This is a genomic window from Francisella salimarina, from assembly GCF_007923265.1.
Classification (GTDB): Bacteria; Pseudomonadota; Gammaproteobacteria; order Francisellales; family Francisellaceae; genus Francisella; species Francisella salimarina.
Map to the genome: position 1 here is coordinate 107,776 of NZ_VOJA01000003.1, position 19,903 is coordinate 127,678.

A 19,903-nucleotide genomic window follows, 5' to 3' on the forward strand; every position below is an offset into this window, starting at 1 on the left:
ACATGGATTTATTAAAAGCGATAGATAGAGTAGCAGAGATTCTTAACTCGAGTGATATCAAAGAGATTAGAGTTAAAGATGGTGGCTCAAGCATCTTTATGACAAAAAATAATACTGCTGCTACGGTTGTATCATCAGCTCCTGCTGTAAGTAGTGTTGCTTCAGCAGCACCAGTAGCAGCTAGTGCTCCAACTACTGCAACTTCAGCTCCTAAGCAAGTAGAAGCAGAAGAAATTAACGGTGAAGAAGTTAAATCTCCAATGGTTGGTACTTTTTATAGTGCGTCTTCTCCTGATGCGGCACCTTATGTTAAAGAAGGTCAAGAAGTTAAAAAAGGCGATGTTCTTTGTATAATTGAAGCAATGAAAATTATGAACAAGATTGAAGCTGAGAAAGCTGGCAAAATTGTTAAAATTATCGCTAAAGATGGTGATCCTGTACAATTCGATCAACCTTTATTTATTATTGAATAATAAACAATCAGTAATTTAAGTAAAGACTTCATAAATCTAGTATAAACTTTTAAAGGTAATACAAAATGATTAAAAAAGTATTAATTGCCAATAGAGGTGAGATAGCTCTTAGAATATTAAGAGCATGTAGAGAGTTGGGGATTAAAACAGTGGCTGTTTATTCAACTGCTGATGCTAATCTTATGCATGTTAAGTTGGCTGATGAAGCAGTCTGTATAGGTCCAGCTGCACCTAACCTTAGCTATCTTAATATTCAAGCAATCATCACAGCTGCAGAAATAACTAATGCCGATGCTATTCATCCAGGATATGGTTTCTTATCAGAAAATGCAAAGTTTGCAAAAGCTGTTGAAGAGAGTGGTTTTATCTTTATAGGGCCACGTGCAGAAAGTATCGAAGTGATGGGTGACAAAGTTGAAGCTATTAAGTGGATGAAAAAAGCTGGTGTTCCTTGTGTTCCTGGATCTGGTGGCCCACTTGGTAGTGATGAAAAGAAAAATTTAGAGATTGCTGAGCAAATTGGTTATCCAGTTATTATCAAAGCAGCTGGCGGCGGCGGTGGCCGTGGTATGAGTATTGTTAGAAAGAAAGAAGATTTAATTAGTTCTATCTCTCTAACAAAAAGTGAGGCTAGAATTGCTTTTAATAATGATATGGTATACATGGAGAAGTTCTTAGAAAACCCTCGTCATATTGAAATTCAGGTATTTGGTGATGGTAGAGGAGAAGCAGTGTATCTATTTGAGAGGGACTGCTCTACTCAAAGAAGACACCAAAAAGTCATAGAAGAAGCTCCTGCAATTGGTTTGACTGATGAGCAAAGAAAGCGTATTGGTGAACAATGTGTTAATGCTTGTAAAATACTTAAATATCGTGGAGCCGGTACTTTTGAGTTCTTATATGAGAATGGAGAGTTCTATTTCATTGAAATGAATACAAGGATTCAGGTGGAGCATCCAGTTACAGAATCAATTACTTCTACAGATCTTATCAAAGAGCAAATTAAAGTTGCAGGTGGAAGTAACTTAAGCTGGAAGCAAGAAGATATTGCTATAGTTGGACATGCTATTGAATGTAGAATTAATGCGGAAGATCCTGAGAAAATGATTCCTTCTCCAGGTACTATAGATATGTATCATGCTCCTGCTGGTCCAAGAGTTCGTGTTGACTCCCATATATACTCTGGTTATACAGTACCACCAAATTATGATTCGATGATTGCAAAAGTAATTGTTCGTGGACATGATAGAGAGACTGCACTACAAAAAATGCGTGCTGCGCTTGAAGAAATGGTAATTAACGGAATCAAAACTAATATACCTCTTCATCAAGAAATTCTTAATCATGAGGAATTTATTAAGGGTGGAACTAACATTCATTTCTTGGAAAAAATGTTAGAAAAGAAAAAACAACCTAAGTAAATCTATTCTTTCACCTATATCTTCATTTAAATTTTAAATTTTTTCTTATATACTTTTATCAATATTTAAAATAATATCATATTTGTAAATTATGCATAGTTTTCAAACTTTTCTAAAGTCTACAAGAGAAGCAAAAGAGCTTCAAAGAGAGACAATTGCAGATGCTATAAACTTATCAGTACAAACAATTGAGATAATCGAAGAAGCTGATAATGATTCATTATTACAAAATTCTAGTAGTGTACTTAAAAATCAAGTGAGAAGATACTGTGAATATTTAGAAATTTCTGAAAAGAAGATAGTATCGATACTTAATAAAATAGATGTGTTGCACTATAAAAAGTCACGTTATGGTAAGTTAAAACTGTTTGATTATATAAATAGATTTGCAATTCTTATAATAGCTGTAGTAGTGATAATTTTAGTGATTAAACACTTAAAAGAGGATGTATATGTATCAGTATCAGAAGAGAGTCCTAAATCAGCTATAATCTATACGCCAATCAATTATGATTTAAATGAACCTGATCAACAACAGCAGACCGTAGAGCATAAGCCTGTCGCTGATATATCTGCTACTCAAAATGTCTCAAGTAGTAATATTGGAGTGGATAGTGGCTCTTCAGAAGTAACAAGGGCTGGGAATGATTCTCCTGATGCTACTATTAATCAAAGAGCTATGAAGGCACATCCACCTGCAACTGCTAATATGAATAATATTGTTATTGATGATGGTATTGATAATACTACTAAGTAATATTTAACTATAGTTTCTTTATAATGAATGTTTTAAATAATGTATTACTTAGAGTGGAGAACTACTCAGTTTCTTATATTCTATTTATAGATTTTATTTTATGCTTCGTACTTAGTGTAATTATTTCAGTTCTTGGTAGTATCTTAGTAATTAGGTATAAAAATACAATTAGATTTACATTTGTTAAATCATTTAAGTTAACTTTATATCTAATAATATGGGCTTATTTTATTAAGACTTGTGTCGACTTACCCGTAATAGTCCATCTGCCAAATTATAAAGAAGTTATAATTCTGTATTCTGACAAAATTTTTGATTTTTGCGTCTACTTGGCAATTATTATTAGTTTATTCAAATTCTTGTATAATAGTAAAAGTATAGCTATTGAAAAGAAAAAAGCACAAAATAAAGATGCGTATAGTGATTTTAGAGATATTAATGCCATATATAAAGCTTTTGAATTAGGAGCAGTGGCTATCTCTGTTATATTGGTTTTAGCAGCATTTAATGTTCCTTTAACAGCTTTGGGAGCCTTTAGTGGAGTTGCTTTTGCCGGACTGACTTTTTCTCAAAGTACTTTGATAACGAATTTTTTTGGTGGTTTATTTGTTGTATTTAATCGTAAGTATTCTGAGGGGGATGTGATTTCATCTGATATTAATTCATCGATAAAGTTTAGTGGAACTATTAAAAAAATTGGCACTCTTACAACACAGGTTGATAATTATGAAACAGCGCCAATGCATATTCCAAATTCAGTGTTTTTGAATACTTGTATAACAACAACTTCGCGTCGTACTCACAGACGTATAGTACAATTTATAACTATTGATTATAGATATATCGATAAAATACCAGTTGTTAAAGAAAAAATTCTTGCGGTGCTTAAATCTCATCCTAATATTGATCAGAATAAAACAGTATCAGTATCATTAGCTTCAAGTGGAAGTAATATCTCTGGTAAATTAGAAGGGAGTTTTGGAGCTAATGGCGTGAATTTGCAGGTCTATGCGATGGTAAGTAAAGTATTTTTTGTTGACTTCATAACAGTTCAGGATGAGATATTTTTGAGTATTGCAAAAGAGCTGAATAATTTAAATGTTGAATTTGCAATTAATCCAATTACTTTGAATAAGTCGCAGTAGCAATCTTAAGTATTAATTAGCGATTGTTTTAGTTTAAAATAGTCAAATTTTGTATCTTATCAATATTTTCTAAACTCATAATGAGTCTATCAAAACCTAATGCTACTCCTGAGCATTCTGGTATATTTTCTATACAGTTTAGAAGTTTGTGATCTATATCTAAAGTGGCTTTATCTTGTTGCTTTCTTATCTTTAAATCATTATTAAATCGTTTCAGTTGTTCATCTTTATCAATAAGTTCATAGTATCCATTTGCTAGCTCAATACCATTATTGAATACTTCAAACCTAGCAGCTACTAATTGATTGTTTGGATTATATACTTTTCTAGCTAGTGCGGATTGATGAATTGTATAATCATAAATAAAATAAATAGTATCTTTTTGGTTAAGATTTTTTTCAATTTTATAACTAAAAAGTATATCTAAACAATCTGCAATGGTTGGATTTGATAGTCCTTGAATATCTCCAACTGTTTCTTTGACCATATCCTGTAAATGCTCTAGAGAAATATCGTGGGGATTAATATTATAATATTTTTCAAATGCTTCATGATAACTTAAATATACAAAGTTTAAACTTGGTTTAAGCTCTAAGAATAAATTTTGCATTTCTTGCATTAGCTGTAGATAATCTATACCTGTTCGATACCATTCTATCATTGTAAATTCATGCTTATGGAGTTGTCCACAAGGCTCATCACGAAATGCTTTACAAATTTGGTATATACTACCACTACCTGCAGCCAATAGTCTTTTCATTGCATACTCTGGAGAACTTTGGAGGTATCTTTTACCAGAAACTGTCTCAATACTAAAAACATCTATAAAAGGGTCCGTTACACCAAACTCATATGCTAAGGGTGTATCCACTTCGAGTACTTCTAGGTTTTTGAAATAAGTACGAATTTTTTCTAAATATTTCGCACGTTTTTTAATATTCTCTAGGCTCATGGTATAACTCTTATTTTGCTGATATTTGCTAGATCAAATTCATGAAGATTGTTATTTTTATCTAAAATTCTTAGCATTAGATTATCAGTAACGCCTTTTGCGGTCCCTTGAAGACTCTTATCTGAATAGTTAAAGGTAATCTTTTTGTTTAGAGTGTAATCATATTCTGAAAAAGTCTCAAGAATATCTAAGTAAGATTTCTCAAAATTATTAATAACATATTTTACTAAATCAACTATAACTTTTGACGAGTCTATCTCATGGTTATTAATTATAGACAGTGATGTCCATTGCCTATCAATATCTTCGTTAATATTCTTCATATTTACATTTATACCGGTACCAATAACAATATCAAAACTATCTTTTTTAATATTTTTAGTTTCAATAAGTATTCCTGCTAATTTATGATCTTCAAAATACATATCATTTGGTAATTTTATTTTTAGTTTTTCTTGTTGATCAGCTGGAATATATTTCTTGATAGTTTCTAAAACTCCCAGTGCTATTTTAAGACTTATAAAAGAGTCTTTTACGATGCTAAAGTTACAGCTAAATGCTAGTGTTGAATAAATATTATCACTGTTATCAGAGATCCATTTATCACCACGACGTCCACGTCCTTTAGTCTGTTGATCTGCATAGCAAAAATGATATTTATGTGATAGCTCTCTTTCTAGTAAATAGTCATTAGTTGAGCCTATTGTAGTGAAATGTTCAACATATATATCATCAATAGCTTTACTGAGAGTTGTCTTAATATATTTATGATTTTTCATTTTTTGATAAGTTTAATATTGAGAGATAAGTTTGTCTGTCCGAGAAACTCTTCTTTTTGGAGCTCATAACAGGCTCTTATAGTATCGCCAATAGCTATATGTTTAGTTATTTTATTGTCTGAAGCATTAAACCATATTGCTTTGATTGAAGGAATGTTTTTATAGCGTAAAACTAGTTGAGCATGGTTTTTATCTTTACCAACTAAACGTAGATTTTCTATAGTGAAGCTATTGTAAAATAGAGGTTTTTCAAATTCTCTACCAAATGGTTCAAGAGATTCTATCTTTTCTAGAGTTTGTAGTCTGAAATCATTTTCGTCAAGCTCAAAATCATACTCTAAAATAGGCTCTAAAGATATATTATTGTTTTTAACGAAATTGATAATTTCACTTTCAAATAAATCATAAAAAGTATCGAAATCAGGTTTATTAATTGTTAAGCCAGCAGCTCCTTTATGACCACCATACTTTATCATCAAAGTAGGTGATTTAAGTGCTATAGTATCAAGTATCATTTTAATGTTAATACTATCTACACTCCTAGCAGAACCTGATATTAAGTTAGGATCATTTTGTGTTTCAGAAAAAATAATCACAGGTTTGCCAAACATTTCTTTGACTCTACTTGCGGTTATACCGTGAATTCCAGAATGACCATCATCAAGTAATATACACAAGGAGAAATTGTCGTCGTTCAGTTGATGTGCTTTAGTTATCGCTTCATGAGTGAGCTTTTTTTGAATTTCTTTACGTTGGTTATTTTGCTTAGTTAGATTTTCGTATGTTTCTTCAATTTTGCGTTCATCATTTTCAAGTAAGAAGCTAATAGATCCTAATGCATCAGAAACTCTTCCATCACTATTTAGCAAAGGGGCAATACTAAAGCTAATATACTCACTTGATAGCTTCTCTTTATCTAAGAAGTCCCAGCATAGACGATCATTATTCTTAAGTTGCTCTATACCTAGTTTTGTAACAATGCGGTTATTGTGACTATTTGCCATGCTAACACAGTCTGCAACTGTACCAATTGCAACAAAGTCAAGTAAATTACTTAATCCGTAAGACTTAGATAATGATTTAGCATTTTGCAGATATTTTCTACGAAGAGCTGCCATAAAAAGCCAAGCAACCATACAGCCAGCTATAGCTTTGTCTGGATAATTACAATCATGTTGAGTAGGATTTAGTACGGCGATAGCACTTTTAGGAGCTCCCTCAGGAGGAATACCATGGTGATCAGTTACGATAGTATCTATTCCATTTTGTTTAAGAGCTGCAATCCTAGGTTCATCTGTTGAACCATTGTCAGCCGTTATAATAAGATTTGGTCTAATACTATCTGTTAATATTCTATTCATCAAAGACTCAGACAGACCATATCCTTCCTGCATTCTGTGACCTATATATGAACGAATCTTATCTTTAGGGTAATTAAATATCTTTGTCAGTGCTTCATATAAAATTGCATGAGATGTTTGTCCATCACAGTCATGATCTGTTTCTAGTCCAATGACTTCATTATTTTGTAATGCTTGAAAAAGTCTATCTACGGCTTTATCGATATCTTTGAAGAGAAAGGGGGACGATAGATCTTTGATTGATCCTTTCAATATAAGATCAATATTCTCAAAATTATTTACTCTAGAAGAGATTATTTTTGATAAGAATGTATCGTAACCTTTTGATATCAAAGTATCTAAAACTTTTTGGTTAGTTTGTTTTTGTTTTATTAGCATAAATTTATATTAGAAAGATTTTTTTTACCACTGAGGTGGTTTCGACACATATTTACACCTGATATAAATAGTAAGCCTAGAGGTATTGCAAAGAATATACCCCATAAACCCCAAATACCCCCAAATATAAGAATAGATGATACAACTCCAACTGGATGTATATCTAAAACTTCTGAAAATAGAAGGGGAACCAGTAAATTACCATCTAAAGCTTGAATAATAAAAAATACAATCAGCATTGATACAAATGTACCATTTAGTCCAAATTGAAGGATACCAACCATAACAACAGGGATTGTGATAATGATCATTCCAATATATGGAATAATAACAGATAGGCCAACACCTACTGCTAATAGTAATGCATAGTTCAAGTTAAAATACGCAAAACCAATATATGTTACAATCGAAACAATAATTAACTCAATAGCTTTGCCCCTAACATAGTCAGCAAGCTTAGGTTTTAAATCATTCCATACAAAATATAGGGCTCCATCTTGCTCCGGTAAGAATGATTTGAACCAGTTAATCATTTTTTCTTTGTCTTTTAGGAAGTAAAAAACCATAAGTGGTACTAAGAAAAGATATATTAATATAGAGAAAATAACAGGTAGTGTTGTAGCTGTATTCTCTAATATAAATGAGCCAATGCTGGAGCTGATTTTCTTCCAATCAATGCTGTCAAACCAACTTACAATAGAGTTAATTCTTTCATCTGTAAGAATTGTAGGGTATTTGAGAGAGAGCTGCTCTAGACTTTCTTTCAAACTTGATAGGGTGTGAGACGCTTGTTTAATAAAGTCAATCAACTGATTAACGATAATCGGTAGCAATACAAATATCAATGACAAAAGTAAAATTAGGAATAGTACATATACAAAATATACTAGAATGATTCTCTTAATTTTTGTAATTTTATGTAGAATATTTACAAGAGTGTCAAGTAAGTAAGCAATAACTAGAGCAGCCAATATTGGTGCTATATAGTCACCCAAGAAAGTTAAAACTAGATAGAAAAATAACATTAAACCAAAAAACACTATTGGTTCATTGTTTTGATATCTGTTACCATACCAGTTTTTTATAGTTCGTAAGAGCATTGTTAATTAAGCTATTATTAAATTGATAATATTGTATCAGTTTTGAAAAAAATTGAATATATAAAGGTATTAATGGAAAGAATTTAAAATATTATTTCTTAATAGTTATAACAGCTGGGATAATTAATGTTATTACAATTCCACTAATAAGCATCATATCAAAACTAAAAACGGACATTGCCATGCTATCTATAGGTATGAATCCAACTATAATTGCAACAACACATCCAATACACCCTAAAAGAGCCATTAGTATAGTACCTAGAGAGCCTTTACATATTTCATACTGACCTTCTTGAAGAGGAGAGCTGAGTTTAAGCTTCACAGCTGTAATAAACATGAGTATATATGCAATAACAGCTAGCTGAGCAGTTAAGTCACTTAGGTACCAATATGCTTCATTTACTGATGGCATAAATATATACGAGAAGCAAAATACTGTGAAAATGAGTGCTTGAGTAATTAGCATAGTATCAGGAGCATCATTTTTGTTAGTTCTACCAAACATCTGAGGTAGGATATTGTCATTACTGACAACCATAAATGCTCTAGATAATCCCATAATCCAAGCTGAGGTTGTAGTAAATGCACCAAATATTAATGTAATAGCAATAATATATGTCATCCAAGGCATATTGATTTGGTTGAAGAAGTAGTGAAATGAAACCATCAATCCTGTAACAATATCAACATCACCAATCTGTAGCTGACTACTAACTAAAATCACTGCAATATTTGACAAAATCAAAGAACCTAATATTACAGAACCTGAAATTAGTAGGGCTCTAGGGAAGTTCTTTTTGGCATTTTTGACATTAGCAGCGTGGATTGCGCTCATTTCTAGACCGAATAAACTAAACATCACTGTGATAAATAAAGCCCAGCTACTTATGTTATTACCTGAAGGGATAAAATCAGTAACACTAGGTAATACTATTTCAGAGCTGTGAGAAAATGACCAAATAATAGCTATTAGTATAATAATAAACATAGGTAGGAGTGTACCTATAATAGCACCAAGAGTACTAACTGTGCTTGAAGTTTTGATACCAAATAAGTTGATAGCTGTAGCACTCCAAAACATCACCAAACTCATAGAGATCATATACCAAGGGTTAGCTACTAGTTCGTTGGCATTTTGACCTATAGTTGGAGCTATTACATAAGCGATAATACCAGCGAAAAAGCCACAAATAGATGGAAACCAAACTAAGTTATAAACCCACTGTATCCATATCACTAGGAAGCCCAATCTTTTACCAAAAGCTTTTTTGACCCAGATATAAATACCACCAGTTTCTTGAGAGGATCCTGTAGACATTTCAGCAGTAAGTAGGGCGCATGGAACTAAAAAGAAAATACCTGCTAGTATATAAAAAGTAATAACTATCCAGCCAGCTTGAGCGGTAATTGATATGTTTCTTAAGCTATCAACAGCAATAATATTTATCATTATTAGTCTGATTAGACCAAACTTTTTACTACTAACAATTTGTTCCATTATTCTACTTTTCTATTTCTCCGATACCACGGTTTAGTATATACTTAAAGGAATTTTATAACAACTAGAGCGTGTGTTAGTTTTATGAAACAAAAAGTTTTTGTTTTAGGCCTGCTAGTTAGCCTACTTAATGTGGCTTATTCTGAAGAAAATTCGTATGTTTGTGATAATAAAATTCTTAAAAATCCAATTATATCAACAGAGTCAAGAACTCAGTTGAATTTTACAAACTGGGCTGATTATATATCTCCTGATATAGTACCTTGCTTTTCTGATTTATCTAATACCAGAGTTAAGTACATATATACATCTGATGATAATATGACTAGGGCAAAGATAATGACAGGCTCTTCAGGTTTTGATTTGATTGAGCAAGGTGCACTTTATCTAAATAGTGAAATAGCATCTAAAGCACTTATTAAACTTGATAAGTCAAAATTACCAAACTTAGATTATCGTAATAAAGTAATTTATAATAAGGTTTCTCAAATTAATGATCCAGGGAATAATTATGCTGTAGTTTATAGCTATGGAACTACTGGGTTAGCTTATAACAAACAAGAAATAGAACAAAGATTAGGTAAGGGTATTGTTCCTAATAGTTGGAAATATGTATTTGATAAAAAGTATCTCAAACAAATAGCACCATGTGGAGTCTCATTGCTTGATGAGCCTGAGCAGATTTTTGGTAATTATTTCTACTATCATGGTATTGATCCTAATACTAATAGTAAAGCTGAATATGAGAAGGCAGCTTTGGATATTATCAAGAACATACGTCCATATATTAAGTATTTTGATAGTAACAAATATCAAAATGATTTTACAGCAGGTAACTTATGTTTAGTGATGGGGTACTCTGGCGATGTAGTTAGATCTGTCGAAAGAGCGAAAACTATTAATCCTGATGTGACTTTAGCTTATGTGATACCTAAAGAAGGTACTAATATTTGGTTTGATATGCTTATGATTCCAAAAGGAGCCAAGGATCTTGATAAAGCTTATGCTCTTATGAATTATATTATAGATCCGTATGTAGCAGCTCAAAACAGTAATTATTTATATCAGCCTAATGCAGTTACGCAAAATGAAAAATATTTAGATGATATATTTAGTGACACTAATATCAGGCCTACTGATGAGATGATCAAAAAGATGTATGTTCTTAACATTCATGATGCAGAAATGCAGAGCTTTATTAGTAGAATGTGGATGAATGTTAAATATGGTATAGAATTTACACCTAAGTACTATAAGCCCACTCAAAATAATTAATATACATACCTACGCTAAACTACTAGCAAGTATAGGGTAGGTAACAAGTATTATCTGAGTTATATTGACTAAATAGTGAGTTGTAATACTTGATAGTAGATTATTTGTAGAATTATATGATAATCCATAGATAAAACTTGCAAAAAAAGCAAGAATTGCAAATTTATAGTTTGCAAAAAACAAGTGTGCTGTTGCGAATAAAATAGCTATTATGAGTATAGATAAATATTTATTTAAATAATTGTTAAATATGTTCTTTTGTAATAATCCTCGCCAGAAAACTTCTTCATAAAAACAAGTAAAAAATAAATTTTGAATTATAAATATGATAATCAAATTATTAAATTTAATATCCCATTTAACAAAATTGAAGTTAAATGCTATACCTCCAATTATAAGAATAGCTAATAAACCATAAAAAATACCGAATAATATAGATTTCATAATCTTGTATTTTAACTCTTGTACTAGAGTTGGTATCGCCACAGTAATTATTGATAATCCTACAAATAGAGAGTCAAACTTTAAAGTCATTGAGTATGGTATAGCATCGGACGAGACTAGTATATTTTTATATAAATTCAGATTGTTAAATCCTGGAAGTATATGTAGCATCAACAGATATGCAAATAAAGCTAATATGATTTTAAATAGAATGTGATTATATTTATTCACAACTATAGAAAATGCTAAAAATAATAATAGAATTAAAGCACCAATTAAATTTACAATATTAGTCAATAAACCTATTAATAATGACAATATTAGAAATATTATATATTTATAGTCATCTTTTTTTGAATTCATTAAAATACCTGTAGATACATGATTTTAAATATATTTTAAGATCTTGATTATTATAGTTATGATTTGATCTCTGCTAATATTCGATGATAATTCTTAAACCTAACGGGGTTGATATGACCTTGTTTAACTTGCTCGACTATTTCACAACCTTTAGATCCCTCTTCATGTGAGCAATTTCTGAATTGGCACATCCCTTTATATTTTTTGAAATCTAAGAAACCATCAAAAAGTTCTTCTTTTGTAATATGCCAAAGTCCAAATTCTCTAATGCCAGGAGAGTCAATTATGCTAGTAGTATCATCTATCTCGTACAAAGTAGAGCATGTAGTTGTATGACGCCCTTTTTTGGTGGAATCCGATACAGCAGTTGTTGCAGTGATTTTAGCACCTAATATTGTATTTAATGTTTCAGATTTGCCAACACCTGATTGACCTAAGAATATTGATGTTTTGTCTTTAAGTTCTTCAAGCAATTTGTCAATCCCTATATTGTTTTGTGCAGAGGTATAGAATACTTTATAGCCGATTTCTTGGTAAACATTTGCTAAGTCTTGAATATATTTCTTATCTTTCTCTTTTTGATCATCGATTTTATTGATAACAATTATAGGTTCAATATTACTATTATGTAATGCTGCTAGATATCTATCAATATAATGCTCAACTGGTGCCGGAGAATGTGCAATAATTATTACAGCACTATCAATATTTGCAGCGATATTCTTATTTTTGCGCTGATATTGGTTGGGACGAGCGATTAAATTCTTTCTGTCTAATAATTTAGCAATTACATAAGTGGAATTTGTATATTCAAGTTCTACATTATCGCCAACAGTAAGTTCGCCCTTTAAGTGGCTTCGTAATAGTGCTGAAACTTTCTCGCCACTTGTAAGTTTGACAGAAATATTGCCACCAAAGTTCGTTATGATTTTTCCTTGCAAAGATATATTATGAATTATCTTTTTATTAAAGTTAATTATAAGCATTATTTATGAAAATGCGAATAATGTCTTGTATATATTTGAATAAAAATATTATCTTTGCTAGTATCGAGAGATTAAGAAAGAAAATTCATATTTAATCTTAAAGAAGAATTAAAGGAGAAGTAATGAAGAAAACTAAATTTTTGGCATTGATGGCTTTGGCAACATTTGGTGCGACGAGTTTTTCTTATGCAGATGATGCAGGTGGAGTTAATCTATCACCAGAAGGATACTGGGTGCAATTTGATGAAGATCCAGATGCTGGTCGTGGTATGCCTCAGGGTATAGTACATACATACTTTGCAAAGAATAATGATTATGGAAAGAAAGGAACTCTTCAAATGGAGATAGTAGTTCCTCTAATGTATGTCGATGCATCTGGTAAACCAACTAAGCCAAGAGCAACATGTAATAATTGCTCAAATGGCTCATATAATGGTTTTAATTACAAAGGTAAAAATACTCCGCTTCAAGGAATTGTATTTGCAGGTAATATGCAGCCACAACCGGGTACAGGTGTTGCTGGTCAAAGTAGTGATGTATATAAAGATGGTGGTGTAATAAATCCAAATGATGGTAAAGTTTACGCATCTGAAGCACAAGTTCAAGATGCTGGTAGAACGATGTATGCAAAAGCTGCTTATGTTGTTTGGGGCAAAGAATTGGGTAGTAAAGCTGCTCATTGGCAGAGAATCACAAAAGCCGATTACGAAAAGGTTAAAGCAGATTGTGGTGTAACCGCTGATGGACAATATGTAAATAAAGATGAGAAAGTTACTGCTACTTGTACTAACTATCCTGTTGAGCAATTTGGTGTTAAAAGTCCTGTCTAATTAGTTTGTATAATTACAAATCTTCTTTATACTCTCTTCTAAAATAATTTTTCAAATTTAAATATATAGTGTTACGAAAAATTATATTTATAGTTTTAGTGATTTTTTTCACAAGTTGTTATGCTAATAATAAAAAGCTTTCACCAGAAGGATACTGGGTGCAATTTGATGAAAATCCAGATGCTGGTCGTGGTATGCCTGAAGGGATTATTCATACTTACTTTGCTAAGAATGATGATTACGGTAAAAAAGGAACTCTACAAGCAGAGATTGTTGTTCCTTTAATGTCTATTAACTTTGTAGGTAAACCCGCTCAACCGAAAGCTACTTGTAATAACTGTTCAAATGGTTCTTATAATGGTTTTCACTACAAAGGGCAAAATGCACCTTTACAGGGTTTTGTATTTGCAGCTAATATGAAAGAGCAAAAAGGTACAAGCCAGCTACCTGTTAAAGGTTCTATGTATAGCAGAGGAGGTGTTATAAATCCTAGTGATGGAAATGTATATGTTTCAGAAGTTCAAGTTCAAGATGCTGGCAGAACAATGTATGCAAAAGCTGCTTATGTTGTCTGGGGCAAAGAATTGGGTAGTAAAGCTGCTCATTGGCAGAGAATCACAAAAGCCGATTACGAAAAGGTTAAAGCAGATTGTGGTGTAACCGCTGATGGACAATATGTAAATAAAGATGAGAAAGTTACTGCTACTTGTACTAACTACCCTGTTGAGCAATTTGGTGTTAAAAGTCCTGTCTAATTAGTTTGTATAATTGCAAATTTTCTTTATACTTTATCTTAAAAGTCATAATAAATTTCTAGAATGATTAAAAAAATTACGTTTCTAATTTTTGGTCTTTCCATTGTTATGTCAGGCTATGCTAGATTTGATAAAACAAATGCAAATGGCTACTGGTTACAAAAGGATGAAGCAACTAACACAAATGTGGGAGTGATTCATGCTTATACTAATGACCATGGTAGTTTAAATGCTAAAATGTTTGTGCCGTTAGCAAATGTAGATGGTGGTAAGGTTCATCCACCTATGATTTATTGTAAAAATTGTGGCAAGGGAGATGCTTATGGGCATAAATATGATTACTCTAGTGGGAGTGATACATATCAAGGGCTAGAGTTTGTATGGGATATTAAAAAATCAGGTTCTGCCGATAAACCGCATGGTAAAGGACCAGTTTATACGGAGGGTTCGGTACTAAATCCACATGATGGTAAGTATTATCACGTCAAAGCTCAAACCATAGAAGATGGAGACAAAGTATATGTTAGAGCTTTTTGGGGCTATTTGGGTAAAGATGAGTATTGGCAAAGGATACCTAAGTCACAAGCAAACAAGATAAAATGGGAATGTGGTTTGACCAAAGAAAATATCTACCCATATCAAGATAAGTCTGGAAATATAGTTGATCAGAAACTATGGAAGGAGTGTTCAACAAGAGATTTCGTAAAAGATCCTTTGTAATAGTTATTATTTATGCATTTTCAGCAGAATTATCGTCAAATAAAGGTTTTATCTGAAAGCTTAGCTAATCAAATAGCGGCTGGAGAAGTTATAGAAAGACCCTCGTCTGTAGTCAAAGAACTTATTGAGAACTCTATAGATGCTGGAGCAACCGCTATCACCATAGAAGTTCAAGAGGGTGGTAAGTCATTAATCAGAATTAGAGACAATGGTAAAGGGATTACTCGTGATGATTTGCGACTAGCACTAGTACCTCATGCAACAAGTAAAGTCTATACTCTCGAAGAGTTAGAATCTGTGGCTAGTATGGGTTTTCGTGGTGAGGCTTTAGCGAGTATTGCATCTGTATCTAAGCTAAAGATTATATCTAAACATTATAATCAAGATGATGCTTGGCAAATTAATAATCAAACTAAAGAAATCATACCAGCTGCTCATGTAACAGGAACAACTATTGAGGTTAGTGAACTCTTTTATAATACTCCAGCACGACGCAAATTTTTGAAAAAAGATAATACTGAGTTTTTACATATTTCTGATTTACTTAAGAAATATATGCTTTGCTATTTTGGTATAGCCTTTAGACTTATTCATAATGGTAAAGAGGTCAAAGATCTACTTTTAGCAGAAGATGCGCAACTTAAATACAATCGTGTCTTAGATTTGTATAGTCGTGATTTTATTGAAAATGCTATTTATATAGATAAAGAGGTTGGAGATGCTCATCTATGGGGCTGGGTGGCTAGTCCTAGATTCAATAGAGCTAGAGCAGATATGCAGAGCTTCTATATAAATGGACGTATTATCAAAGACAAGATTGTAACTCATGCGATCAAAAATGCTTATAAAGATGTAATGTATGGTAATAGATATCCAGCATTTTTACTTTATCTTGATATGGATTATAAAGAGGTGGATGTAAATGTTCACCCAGCTAAAAGTGAAGTGCGTTTTAGAAATCAAAAGTTCATCTATGACTTTCTATTTGGTACAGTCAATAAAGCTATAACTACAAGTGCAGATATCGAAATTGAGACTTCCAGCTCTAGTGAAAGCAATATATATCAAGAATCTAAAGGTACTAATAATCCTCTTAATATTGGTAATATGAGTTTGGATATTAGTGTGGAAGATGAGCAAGAGGAATCCGAATCAAATACTAGCTTACTTGAAAAATATTTAAATAATCAAACTACTCAAGAAAATGACATTCATATATCACAAAAGTCAAAAGCTAGTGGTTTAGGACAAGCTATCTGTCAGATTCATGGTATATACATACTCTCTCAAGTAGATGATGGTGTAGTACTTGTGGATATGCATGCTGCTCATGAGAGAATACTCTATGAAGAGATGAAAAAAACTTGGCATGCAGATACTGCTAAGTTTAAGCAAAATCTATTAATGCCTTTAACATGTAGATTATCAAGTAATATAGTCGCAACGATTGATGAGAATCTAGAAGTTTTTGAGAAGCTAGGCTTTGAAATATCAGTAGTAGCAGATGATGCAGTATTAGTACGTTCAACGCCAATATATGTTAAAGATAAAGATGTACAAAATCTAATATCAAATGTAGCTACAGAGCTTACATCCTCTGGCAAGACAAAGAGTGTTGAGTTTTATCTAAACCATATTTTGGCTACAGTATCTTGTCATGCTGCGGTTCGTGCTAATGATAAGCTTAGTATTCAGGAGATGAATCATCTACTAAGACAGATGGAGAATGTTGAAAATTCCGGTCAATGTAATCATGGCAGACCAACTTGGGTAAAGCTTAATTTTGCGGAGTTAGATAAATTCTTTTTGAGGGGACGATAATTCTAAACTTTTGTAGAAATCAGTCGCGACTTGTCTAATCATTATAGTAGAAAATTATAGTTCAAACTTTTTTGTTTTGAAACTACTTGTCGCTGATGTACTTTTTTGTCATTTTTTTATGAATCCAATCCATCCAAATACTTCTCAGCATCTAGCGCAGCCATACAACCAGTACCTGCAGAAGTTACTGCTTGTTTGTAAACATGATCAGCTACATCACCAGCTGCGTATACACCTTGTATATTGGTTTGAGTAGCATCACCAGCTAAACCTGATTTTACCTTGATATAACCATTTTCCATTTCAAGCTGATCTTTGAAGATACCTGTGTTTGGAGTATGACCGATAGCAATAAATACCCCCATAACATCAATTTTAGATTCTTCGTTAGTTTTGACATTTTTAAGGCGTAGAGCATTCACACCCATATCATCACCAAGAACTTCTTCTAGTGTCGTATCCCAGATAATATTTACATTACCATTTTCTGCTTTTTCCATTAGTTTATCGATAAGGATTTTCTCAGATCTAAGAGAATCTCTACGATGAATTAGTGTTACAGATTTTGCAATATTTGATAAGAATAATGCTTCTTCAACAGCAGTGTTACCACCACCAACTACAGCGACATCTTTGTTTTTGTAAAAAAAGCCATCACAAGTAGCACAAGCAGATACACCTTTACCCATGAACTTTTCTTCTGATTCTAAACCTAAGTATCTAGCAGTAGCACCAGTAGCTATAATTAGAGCATCACAAGTATACTCTTCAATCTCTCCAACTAATTTTAAAGGTCTAGTTTGTAGATCTACAGAGTTAATTGTGTCATATGTGATTTGTGTATCGAATCTCTCAGCTTGTTTCTGTAGTTTTTCCATAAGCTCAGGGCCCATGATACCATCAGCTTCACCTGGCCAGTTATCTACATCTGTAGTAGTTGTAAGTTGTCCACCGGGTTGCATACCTGTGATTATTACAGGGTTTAAGTTTGCACGAGCCGCATAGATCGCTGCAGTATATCCAGCAGGACCAGATCCTAGGATTATTAATTTATGATGATTTGCCATTTTTAAAAAGTTCTTCAAAATACGATTATGGCGAAATTATAGCATAGTGCTTGTTCAAGTGAAATTTTGAAATAACCTTCTTAAGAGGTTTATTTTGAAACTACTAATTGCTGATGTGGATTTATTTCTTTGACAATGTTTTTAATCTCAGCGAAATTATCAATATATGCAAAGCTATCTAGAGCTTCTAGATCTACACCATTATGATAACCGTAACTTACCATTATAGTTTTTACATTTGCCTCTCTAGCACACAAAAAATCATTCATAGAGTCGCCAACCATCAAACTCTCTTCGGCTTTAGCATTTAGCTTATCCATAGCAAACAGTAAGGGTTCAGCGTATGGTTTGTAGCTCGTTGTAGTATCTCCACCAATAATTACTTCAAAATAGTCAATTAAATCTAAATGGGTTAGAGATTGTATAGCATCCTCTTCATGTTTGTTTGTTACAACAGCCATTTTTATACCTTGTTGCTTTAAGAAATCTAAAGTTTCAATGACATTGGGATATACTTTACTATTAGCACTATTTAGAGTTTTGTATGTTTGACTGACAATTTTAATACCTGTATCAGCGATAGATTCAATATGATCATTATCATTGAAATCTAATGCTAGAATTTTTCTAACAGTAGTAGGGTAACCTTTACCAATTATATTTGCTAAGACATCTTCAGATACCGGCTCAAGTCCAAAATGTTTACGCATGGCATTTGTTGCAACTGTTAGATCACCAACTGTATTTACAAGAGTGCCATCTAAGTCAAAGAATATATTTTTTATCATACTTCTAGTTAACCAATTTAATTAGGGAGAATTATATCTAAGTTTAAGTAATGTTTCTAACTTTTGAGTTTTGAAAAACTATTTACTATAAATTCGTTCAGCATTCTTATTCTATATGGCTGAAACTGCTTCGAAGGATGTACTATACTTATCATGTTTTCAGGTTTATCATTTTTGTTGAGTGTTACTCTATATTTTGGTAGAACCTGTACCAATGTTCCTGATTCTAAATCTTGCTTAACATCCCAATATGATTTTTCACTTATCCCATTTCCATTAATACACATTTGTCTGCTTATATAACCATTATTAACTATGTAAGATGGTTTTATGTTAACTTCATATTTATTATTCTCTTGATCAATTAGGTACAGTTTTTTGATTGTGTTAGAGTTTATTTTTAGTGTTATGAAATCATAGTTATCTAACATATTTATATCATTGATGTTAGATATATTCATCTTTTGTAGATACTCGGGGCTGGCACATAACATTCTATAGTTATCGACGAGCTTTTTTGCAATAAAGTTACTATCTGGTAGATTGCCATATCTAATTGCTATATCAAAAGGAAATTGATTGTAGGAAATTACATCATCAGTTAGATTTATATCGTATTGGATGTTGGGATTTTTTTCTTTGAACTCATCTAAAATTGGTAGGATTATCTGTTTACCTAAGTCAAAAGGAATCGTTATCTTAATAATGCCTTCCGCAGTATTCTCATTATTTTGAATATCTTCTTGTAAGTTTTCTAATTGTTCTAGCAACTTAATAGCAGTAATGTATAGCTTTTCTCCTGCTTTAGTAGGTTCTATTTTCCTTGTGGTTCTTATTAGAAGTTTAGTTTGGTAATACTCTTCAAGGGCATTGATTTTATTGCTAATACTAGCGGGAGATAAATAAAACTCTCGTCCAGCAGCAGATAAGTTACCGTAGTTAATAGCAGCTACGAATAATTTGAGCTCATATAACATTTTCATCTTT

19 protein-coding genes are annotated in these 19,903 nt (G+C 32.1%); 9 read left to right on the plus strand and 10 right to left on the minus strand.

Features of this window, described 5'->3' with window-relative positions; translation table 11 throughout:
- Positions 1 to 2 precede the first annotated feature (2 nt).
- The 4 genes from accB (at position 3) to FQ699_RS02900 (ending at position 3,796) form a co-directional block, all read left to right on the plus strand.
- Entirely contained in the window at positions 3 to 473 is a 471-nt protein-coding gene (accB, locus tag FQ699_RS02885) for an acetyl-CoA carboxylase biotin carboxyl carrier protein (RefSeq protein ID WP_013923530.1), read from the plus strand.
- Positions 474 to 538: 65 nt separating this feature from the next.
- The gene (gene accC, locus FQ699_RS02890) at positions 539 to 1,894 is read left to right on the plus strand and encodes an acetyl-CoA carboxylase biotin carboxylase subunit (RefSeq protein ID WP_146421052.1); all 1,356 of its coding nucleotides are present in this window, start codon (positions 539 to 541) and stop codon (positions 1,892 to 1,894) included.
- A 91-nt stretch (positions 1,895 to 1,985) separates the two neighbouring features.
- On the plus strand, positions 1,986 to 2,651 hold the full coding sequence (locus FQ699_RS02895; RefSeq protein ID WP_146421053.1) for a helix-turn-helix domain-containing protein: 666 nt from the start codon (positions 1,986 to 1,988) through the stop codon (positions 2,649 to 2,651).
- Between the two features lie 23 nt (positions 2,652 to 2,674).
- Positions 2,675 to 3,796 carry a mechanosensitive ion channel family protein gene (locus tag FQ699_RS02900; protein WP_146421054.1) on the plus strand — a complete coding sequence of 374 codons (1,122 nt, stop codon included), beginning with the start codon at positions 2,675 to 2,677 and terminating at the stop codon, positions 3,794 to 3,796.
- Between the two features lie 28 nt (positions 3,797 to 3,824).
- Here the strand turns inward: FQ699_RS02900 and epmA are convergent, their stop codons facing one another.
- The 5 genes from epmA to gadC all read right to left on the minus strand — a co-directional run bounded on the left by epmA (position 3,825) and on the right by gadC (position 9,867).
- Positions 3,825 to 4,748: an EF-P lysine aminoacylase EpmA gene (gene epmA, locus FQ699_RS02905; protein ID WP_146421055.1), complete on the minus strand. Its 924-nt coding sequence runs from the start codon at positions 4,746 to 4,748 to the stop codon at positions 3,825 to 3,827.
- On the minus strand, positions 4,745 to 5,527 hold the full coding sequence (locus FQ699_RS02910; RefSeq protein ID WP_146421056.1) for a biotin--[acetyl-CoA-carboxylase] ligase: 783 nt from the start codon (positions 5,525 to 5,527) through the stop codon (positions 4,745 to 4,747). The genes epmA and FQ699_RS02910 overlap by 4 nt, the downstream gene beginning before the upstream one ends.
- Positions 5,524 to 7,266 (minus strand): single-stranded-DNA-specific exonuclease RecJ, encoded by a 1,743-nt coding sequence (recJ, locus tag FQ699_RS02915; protein ID WP_146421057.1) that lies wholly within the window; start codon positions 7,264 to 7,266, stop codon positions 5,524 to 5,526. Before recJ ends, FQ699_RS02910 begins: the two co-directional genes overlap by 4 nt.
- A complete protein-coding gene (locus FQ699_RS02920) occupies positions 7,260 to 8,366 on the minus strand; it encodes an AI-2E family transporter (protein ID WP_146421058.1) in 1,107 nt (368 codons plus the stop codon). The genes recJ and FQ699_RS02920 overlap by 7 nt, the downstream gene beginning before the upstream one ends.
- Before the next feature lie 91 nt (positions 8,367 to 8,457).
- Positions 8,458 to 9,867 carry a glutamate transporter GadC gene (gene gadC / locus FQ699_RS02925; protein WP_146421059.1) on the minus strand — a complete coding sequence of 470 codons (1,410 nt, stop codon included), beginning with the start codon at positions 9,865 to 9,867 and terminating at the stop codon, positions 8,458 to 8,460.
- 84 nt (positions 9,868 to 9,951) lie between these two features.
- Here gadC and FQ699_RS02930 point away from each other — a divergent pair, with 84 nt between their 5' ends.
- Complete coding sequence (locus tag FQ699_RS02930) at positions 9,952 to 11,142, plus strand: polyamine ABC transporter substrate-binding protein (protein ID WP_146421060.1); 1,191 nt, start codon at positions 9,952 to 9,954, stop codon at positions 11,140 to 11,142.
- A gap of 9 nt (positions 11,143 to 11,151) precedes the next feature.
- Here the strand turns inward: FQ699_RS02930 and FQ699_RS02935 are convergent, their stop codons facing one another.
- Positions 11,152 to 11,949 carry a CPBP family intramembrane glutamic endopeptidase gene (locus FQ699_RS02935; protein WP_146421061.1) on the minus strand — a complete coding sequence of 266 codons (798 nt, stop codon included), beginning with the start codon at positions 11,947 to 11,949 and terminating at the stop codon, positions 11,152 to 11,154.
- Between the two features lie 56 nt (positions 11,950 to 12,005).
- Entirely contained in the window at positions 12,006 to 12,890 is an 885-nt protein-coding gene (gene rsgA / locus FQ699_RS02940; RefSeq protein WP_146421472.1) for a ribosome small subunit-dependent GTPase A, read from the minus strand.
- 167 nt (positions 12,891 to 13,057) lie between these two features.
- Between rsgA and FQ699_RS02945 the strand changes: the two genes are divergently transcribed.
- The 4 genes from FQ699_RS02945 (at position 13,058) to mutL (ending at position 17,061) form a co-directional block, all read left to right on the plus strand.
- On the plus strand, positions 13,058 to 13,765 hold the full coding sequence (locus FQ699_RS02945; RefSeq protein ID WP_146421062.1) for a DUF2147 domain-containing protein: 708 nt from the start codon (positions 13,058 to 13,060) through the stop codon (positions 13,763 to 13,765).
- Between the two features lie 98 nt (positions 13,766 to 13,863).
- Positions 13,864 to 14,520 (plus strand): DUF2147 domain-containing protein, encoded by a 657-nt coding sequence (locus FQ699_RS02950; RefSeq protein WP_306669288.1) that lies wholly within the window; start codon positions 13,864 to 13,866, stop codon positions 14,518 to 14,520.
- Positions 14,521 to 14,628: 108 nt separating this feature from the next.
- Entirely contained in the window at positions 14,629 to 15,240 is a 612-nt protein-coding gene (locus FQ699_RS02955; protein WP_306669289.1) for a DUF2147 domain-containing protein, read from the plus strand.
- A 12-nt stretch (positions 15,241 to 15,252) separates the two neighbouring features.
- Complete coding sequence (mutL, locus tag FQ699_RS02960; protein WP_146421064.1) at positions 15,253 to 17,061, plus strand: DNA mismatch repair endonuclease MutL; 1,809 nt, start codon at positions 15,253 to 15,255, stop codon at positions 17,059 to 17,061.
- Positions 17,062 to 17,177: 116 nt separating this feature from the next.
- On the opposite strand, the gene trxB is transcribed toward mutL, so the two are convergent.
- The 3 genes from trxB to FQ699_RS02975 all read right to left on the minus strand — a co-directional run bounded on the left by trxB (position 17,178) and on the right by FQ699_RS02975 (position 19,899).
- On the minus strand, positions 17,178 to 18,128 hold the full coding sequence (trxB, locus tag FQ699_RS02965) for a thioredoxin-disulfide reductase (RefSeq protein WP_146421065.1): 951 nt from the start codon (positions 18,126 to 18,128) through the stop codon (positions 17,178 to 17,180).
- Between the two features lie 89 nt (positions 18,129 to 18,217).
- The gene (locus FQ699_RS02970; protein WP_146421066.1) at positions 18,218 to 18,916 is read right to left on the minus strand and encodes an HAD-IA family hydrolase; all 699 of its coding nucleotides are present in this window, start codon (positions 18,914 to 18,916) and stop codon (positions 18,218 to 18,220) included.
- A gap of 56 nt (positions 18,917 to 18,972) precedes the next feature.
- A complete protein-coding gene (locus FQ699_RS02975) occupies positions 18,973 to 19,899 on the minus strand; it encodes a LysR family transcriptional regulator (RefSeq protein ID WP_146421067.1) in 927 nt (308 codons plus the stop codon).
- Between the last annotated feature and the right edge of the window lie 4 nt (positions 19,900 to 19,903).

Coding starts and splice junctions, on each gene's coding strand:
- FQ699_RS02900 (WP_146421054.1), top strand. CDS start 2,675: ATGAATGTTTTAAATAATGTATTACTTAGAGTGGAGAACTACTCAGTT.
- FQ699_RS02910 (WP_146421056.1), bottom strand. CDS start 5,527: ATGAAAAATCATAAATATATTAAGACAACTCTCAGTAAAGCTATTGAT.
- FQ699_RS02970 (WP_146421066.1), bottom strand. CDS start 18,916: ATGATAAAAAATATATTCTTTGACTTAGATGGCACTCTTGTAAATACA.
- FQ699_RS02935 (WP_146421061.1), bottom strand. CDS start 11,949: ATGAATTCAAAAAAAGATGACTATAAATATATAATATTTCTAATATTG.
- trxB (WP_146421065.1), bottom strand. CDS start 18,128: ATGGCAAATCATCATAAATTAATAATCCTAGGATCTGGTCCTGCTGGA.
- gadC (WP_146421059.1), bottom strand. CDS start 9,867: ATGGAACAAATTGTTAGTAGTAAAAAGTTTGGTCTAATCAGACTAATA.
- accC (WP_146421052.1), top strand. CDS start 539: ATGATTAAAAAAGTATTAATTGCCAATAGAGGTGAGATAGCTCTTAGA.
- FQ699_RS02930 (WP_146421060.1), top strand. CDS start 9,952: ATGAAACAAAAAGTTTTTGTTTTAGGCCTGCTAGTTAGCCTACTTAAT.
- FQ699_RS02920 (WP_146421058.1), bottom strand. CDS start 8,366: ATGCTCTTACGAACTATAAAAAACTGGTATGGTAACAGATATCAAAAC.
- recJ (WP_146421057.1), bottom strand. CDS start 7,266: ATGCTAATAAAACAAAAACAAACTAACCAAAAAGTTTTAGATACTTTG.
- FQ699_RS02975 (WP_146421067.1), bottom strand. CDS start 19,899: ATGAAAATGTTATATGAGCTCAAATTATTCGTAGCTGCTATTAACTAC.
- FQ699_RS02895 (WP_146421053.1), top strand. CDS start 1,986: ATGCATAGTTTTCAAACTTTTCTAAAGTCTACAAGAGAAGCAAAAGAG.
- accB (WP_013923530.1), top strand. CDS start 3: ATGGATTTATTAAAAGCGATAGATAGAGTAGCAGAGATTCTTAACTCG.
- FQ699_RS02945 (WP_146421062.1), top strand. CDS start 13,058: ATGAAGAAAACTAAATTTTTGGCATTGATGGCTTTGGCAACATTTGGT.
- epmA (WP_146421055.1), bottom strand. CDS start 4,748: ATGAGCCTAGAGAATATTAAAAAACGTGCGAAATATTTAGAAAAAATT.
- mutL (WP_146421064.1), top strand. CDS start 15,253: ATGCATTTTCAGCAGAATTATCGTCAAATAAAGGTTTTATCTGAAAGC.
- FQ699_RS02955 (WP_306669289.1), top strand. CDS start 14,629: ATGTCAGGCTATGCTAGATTTGATAAAACAAATGCAAATGGCTACTGG.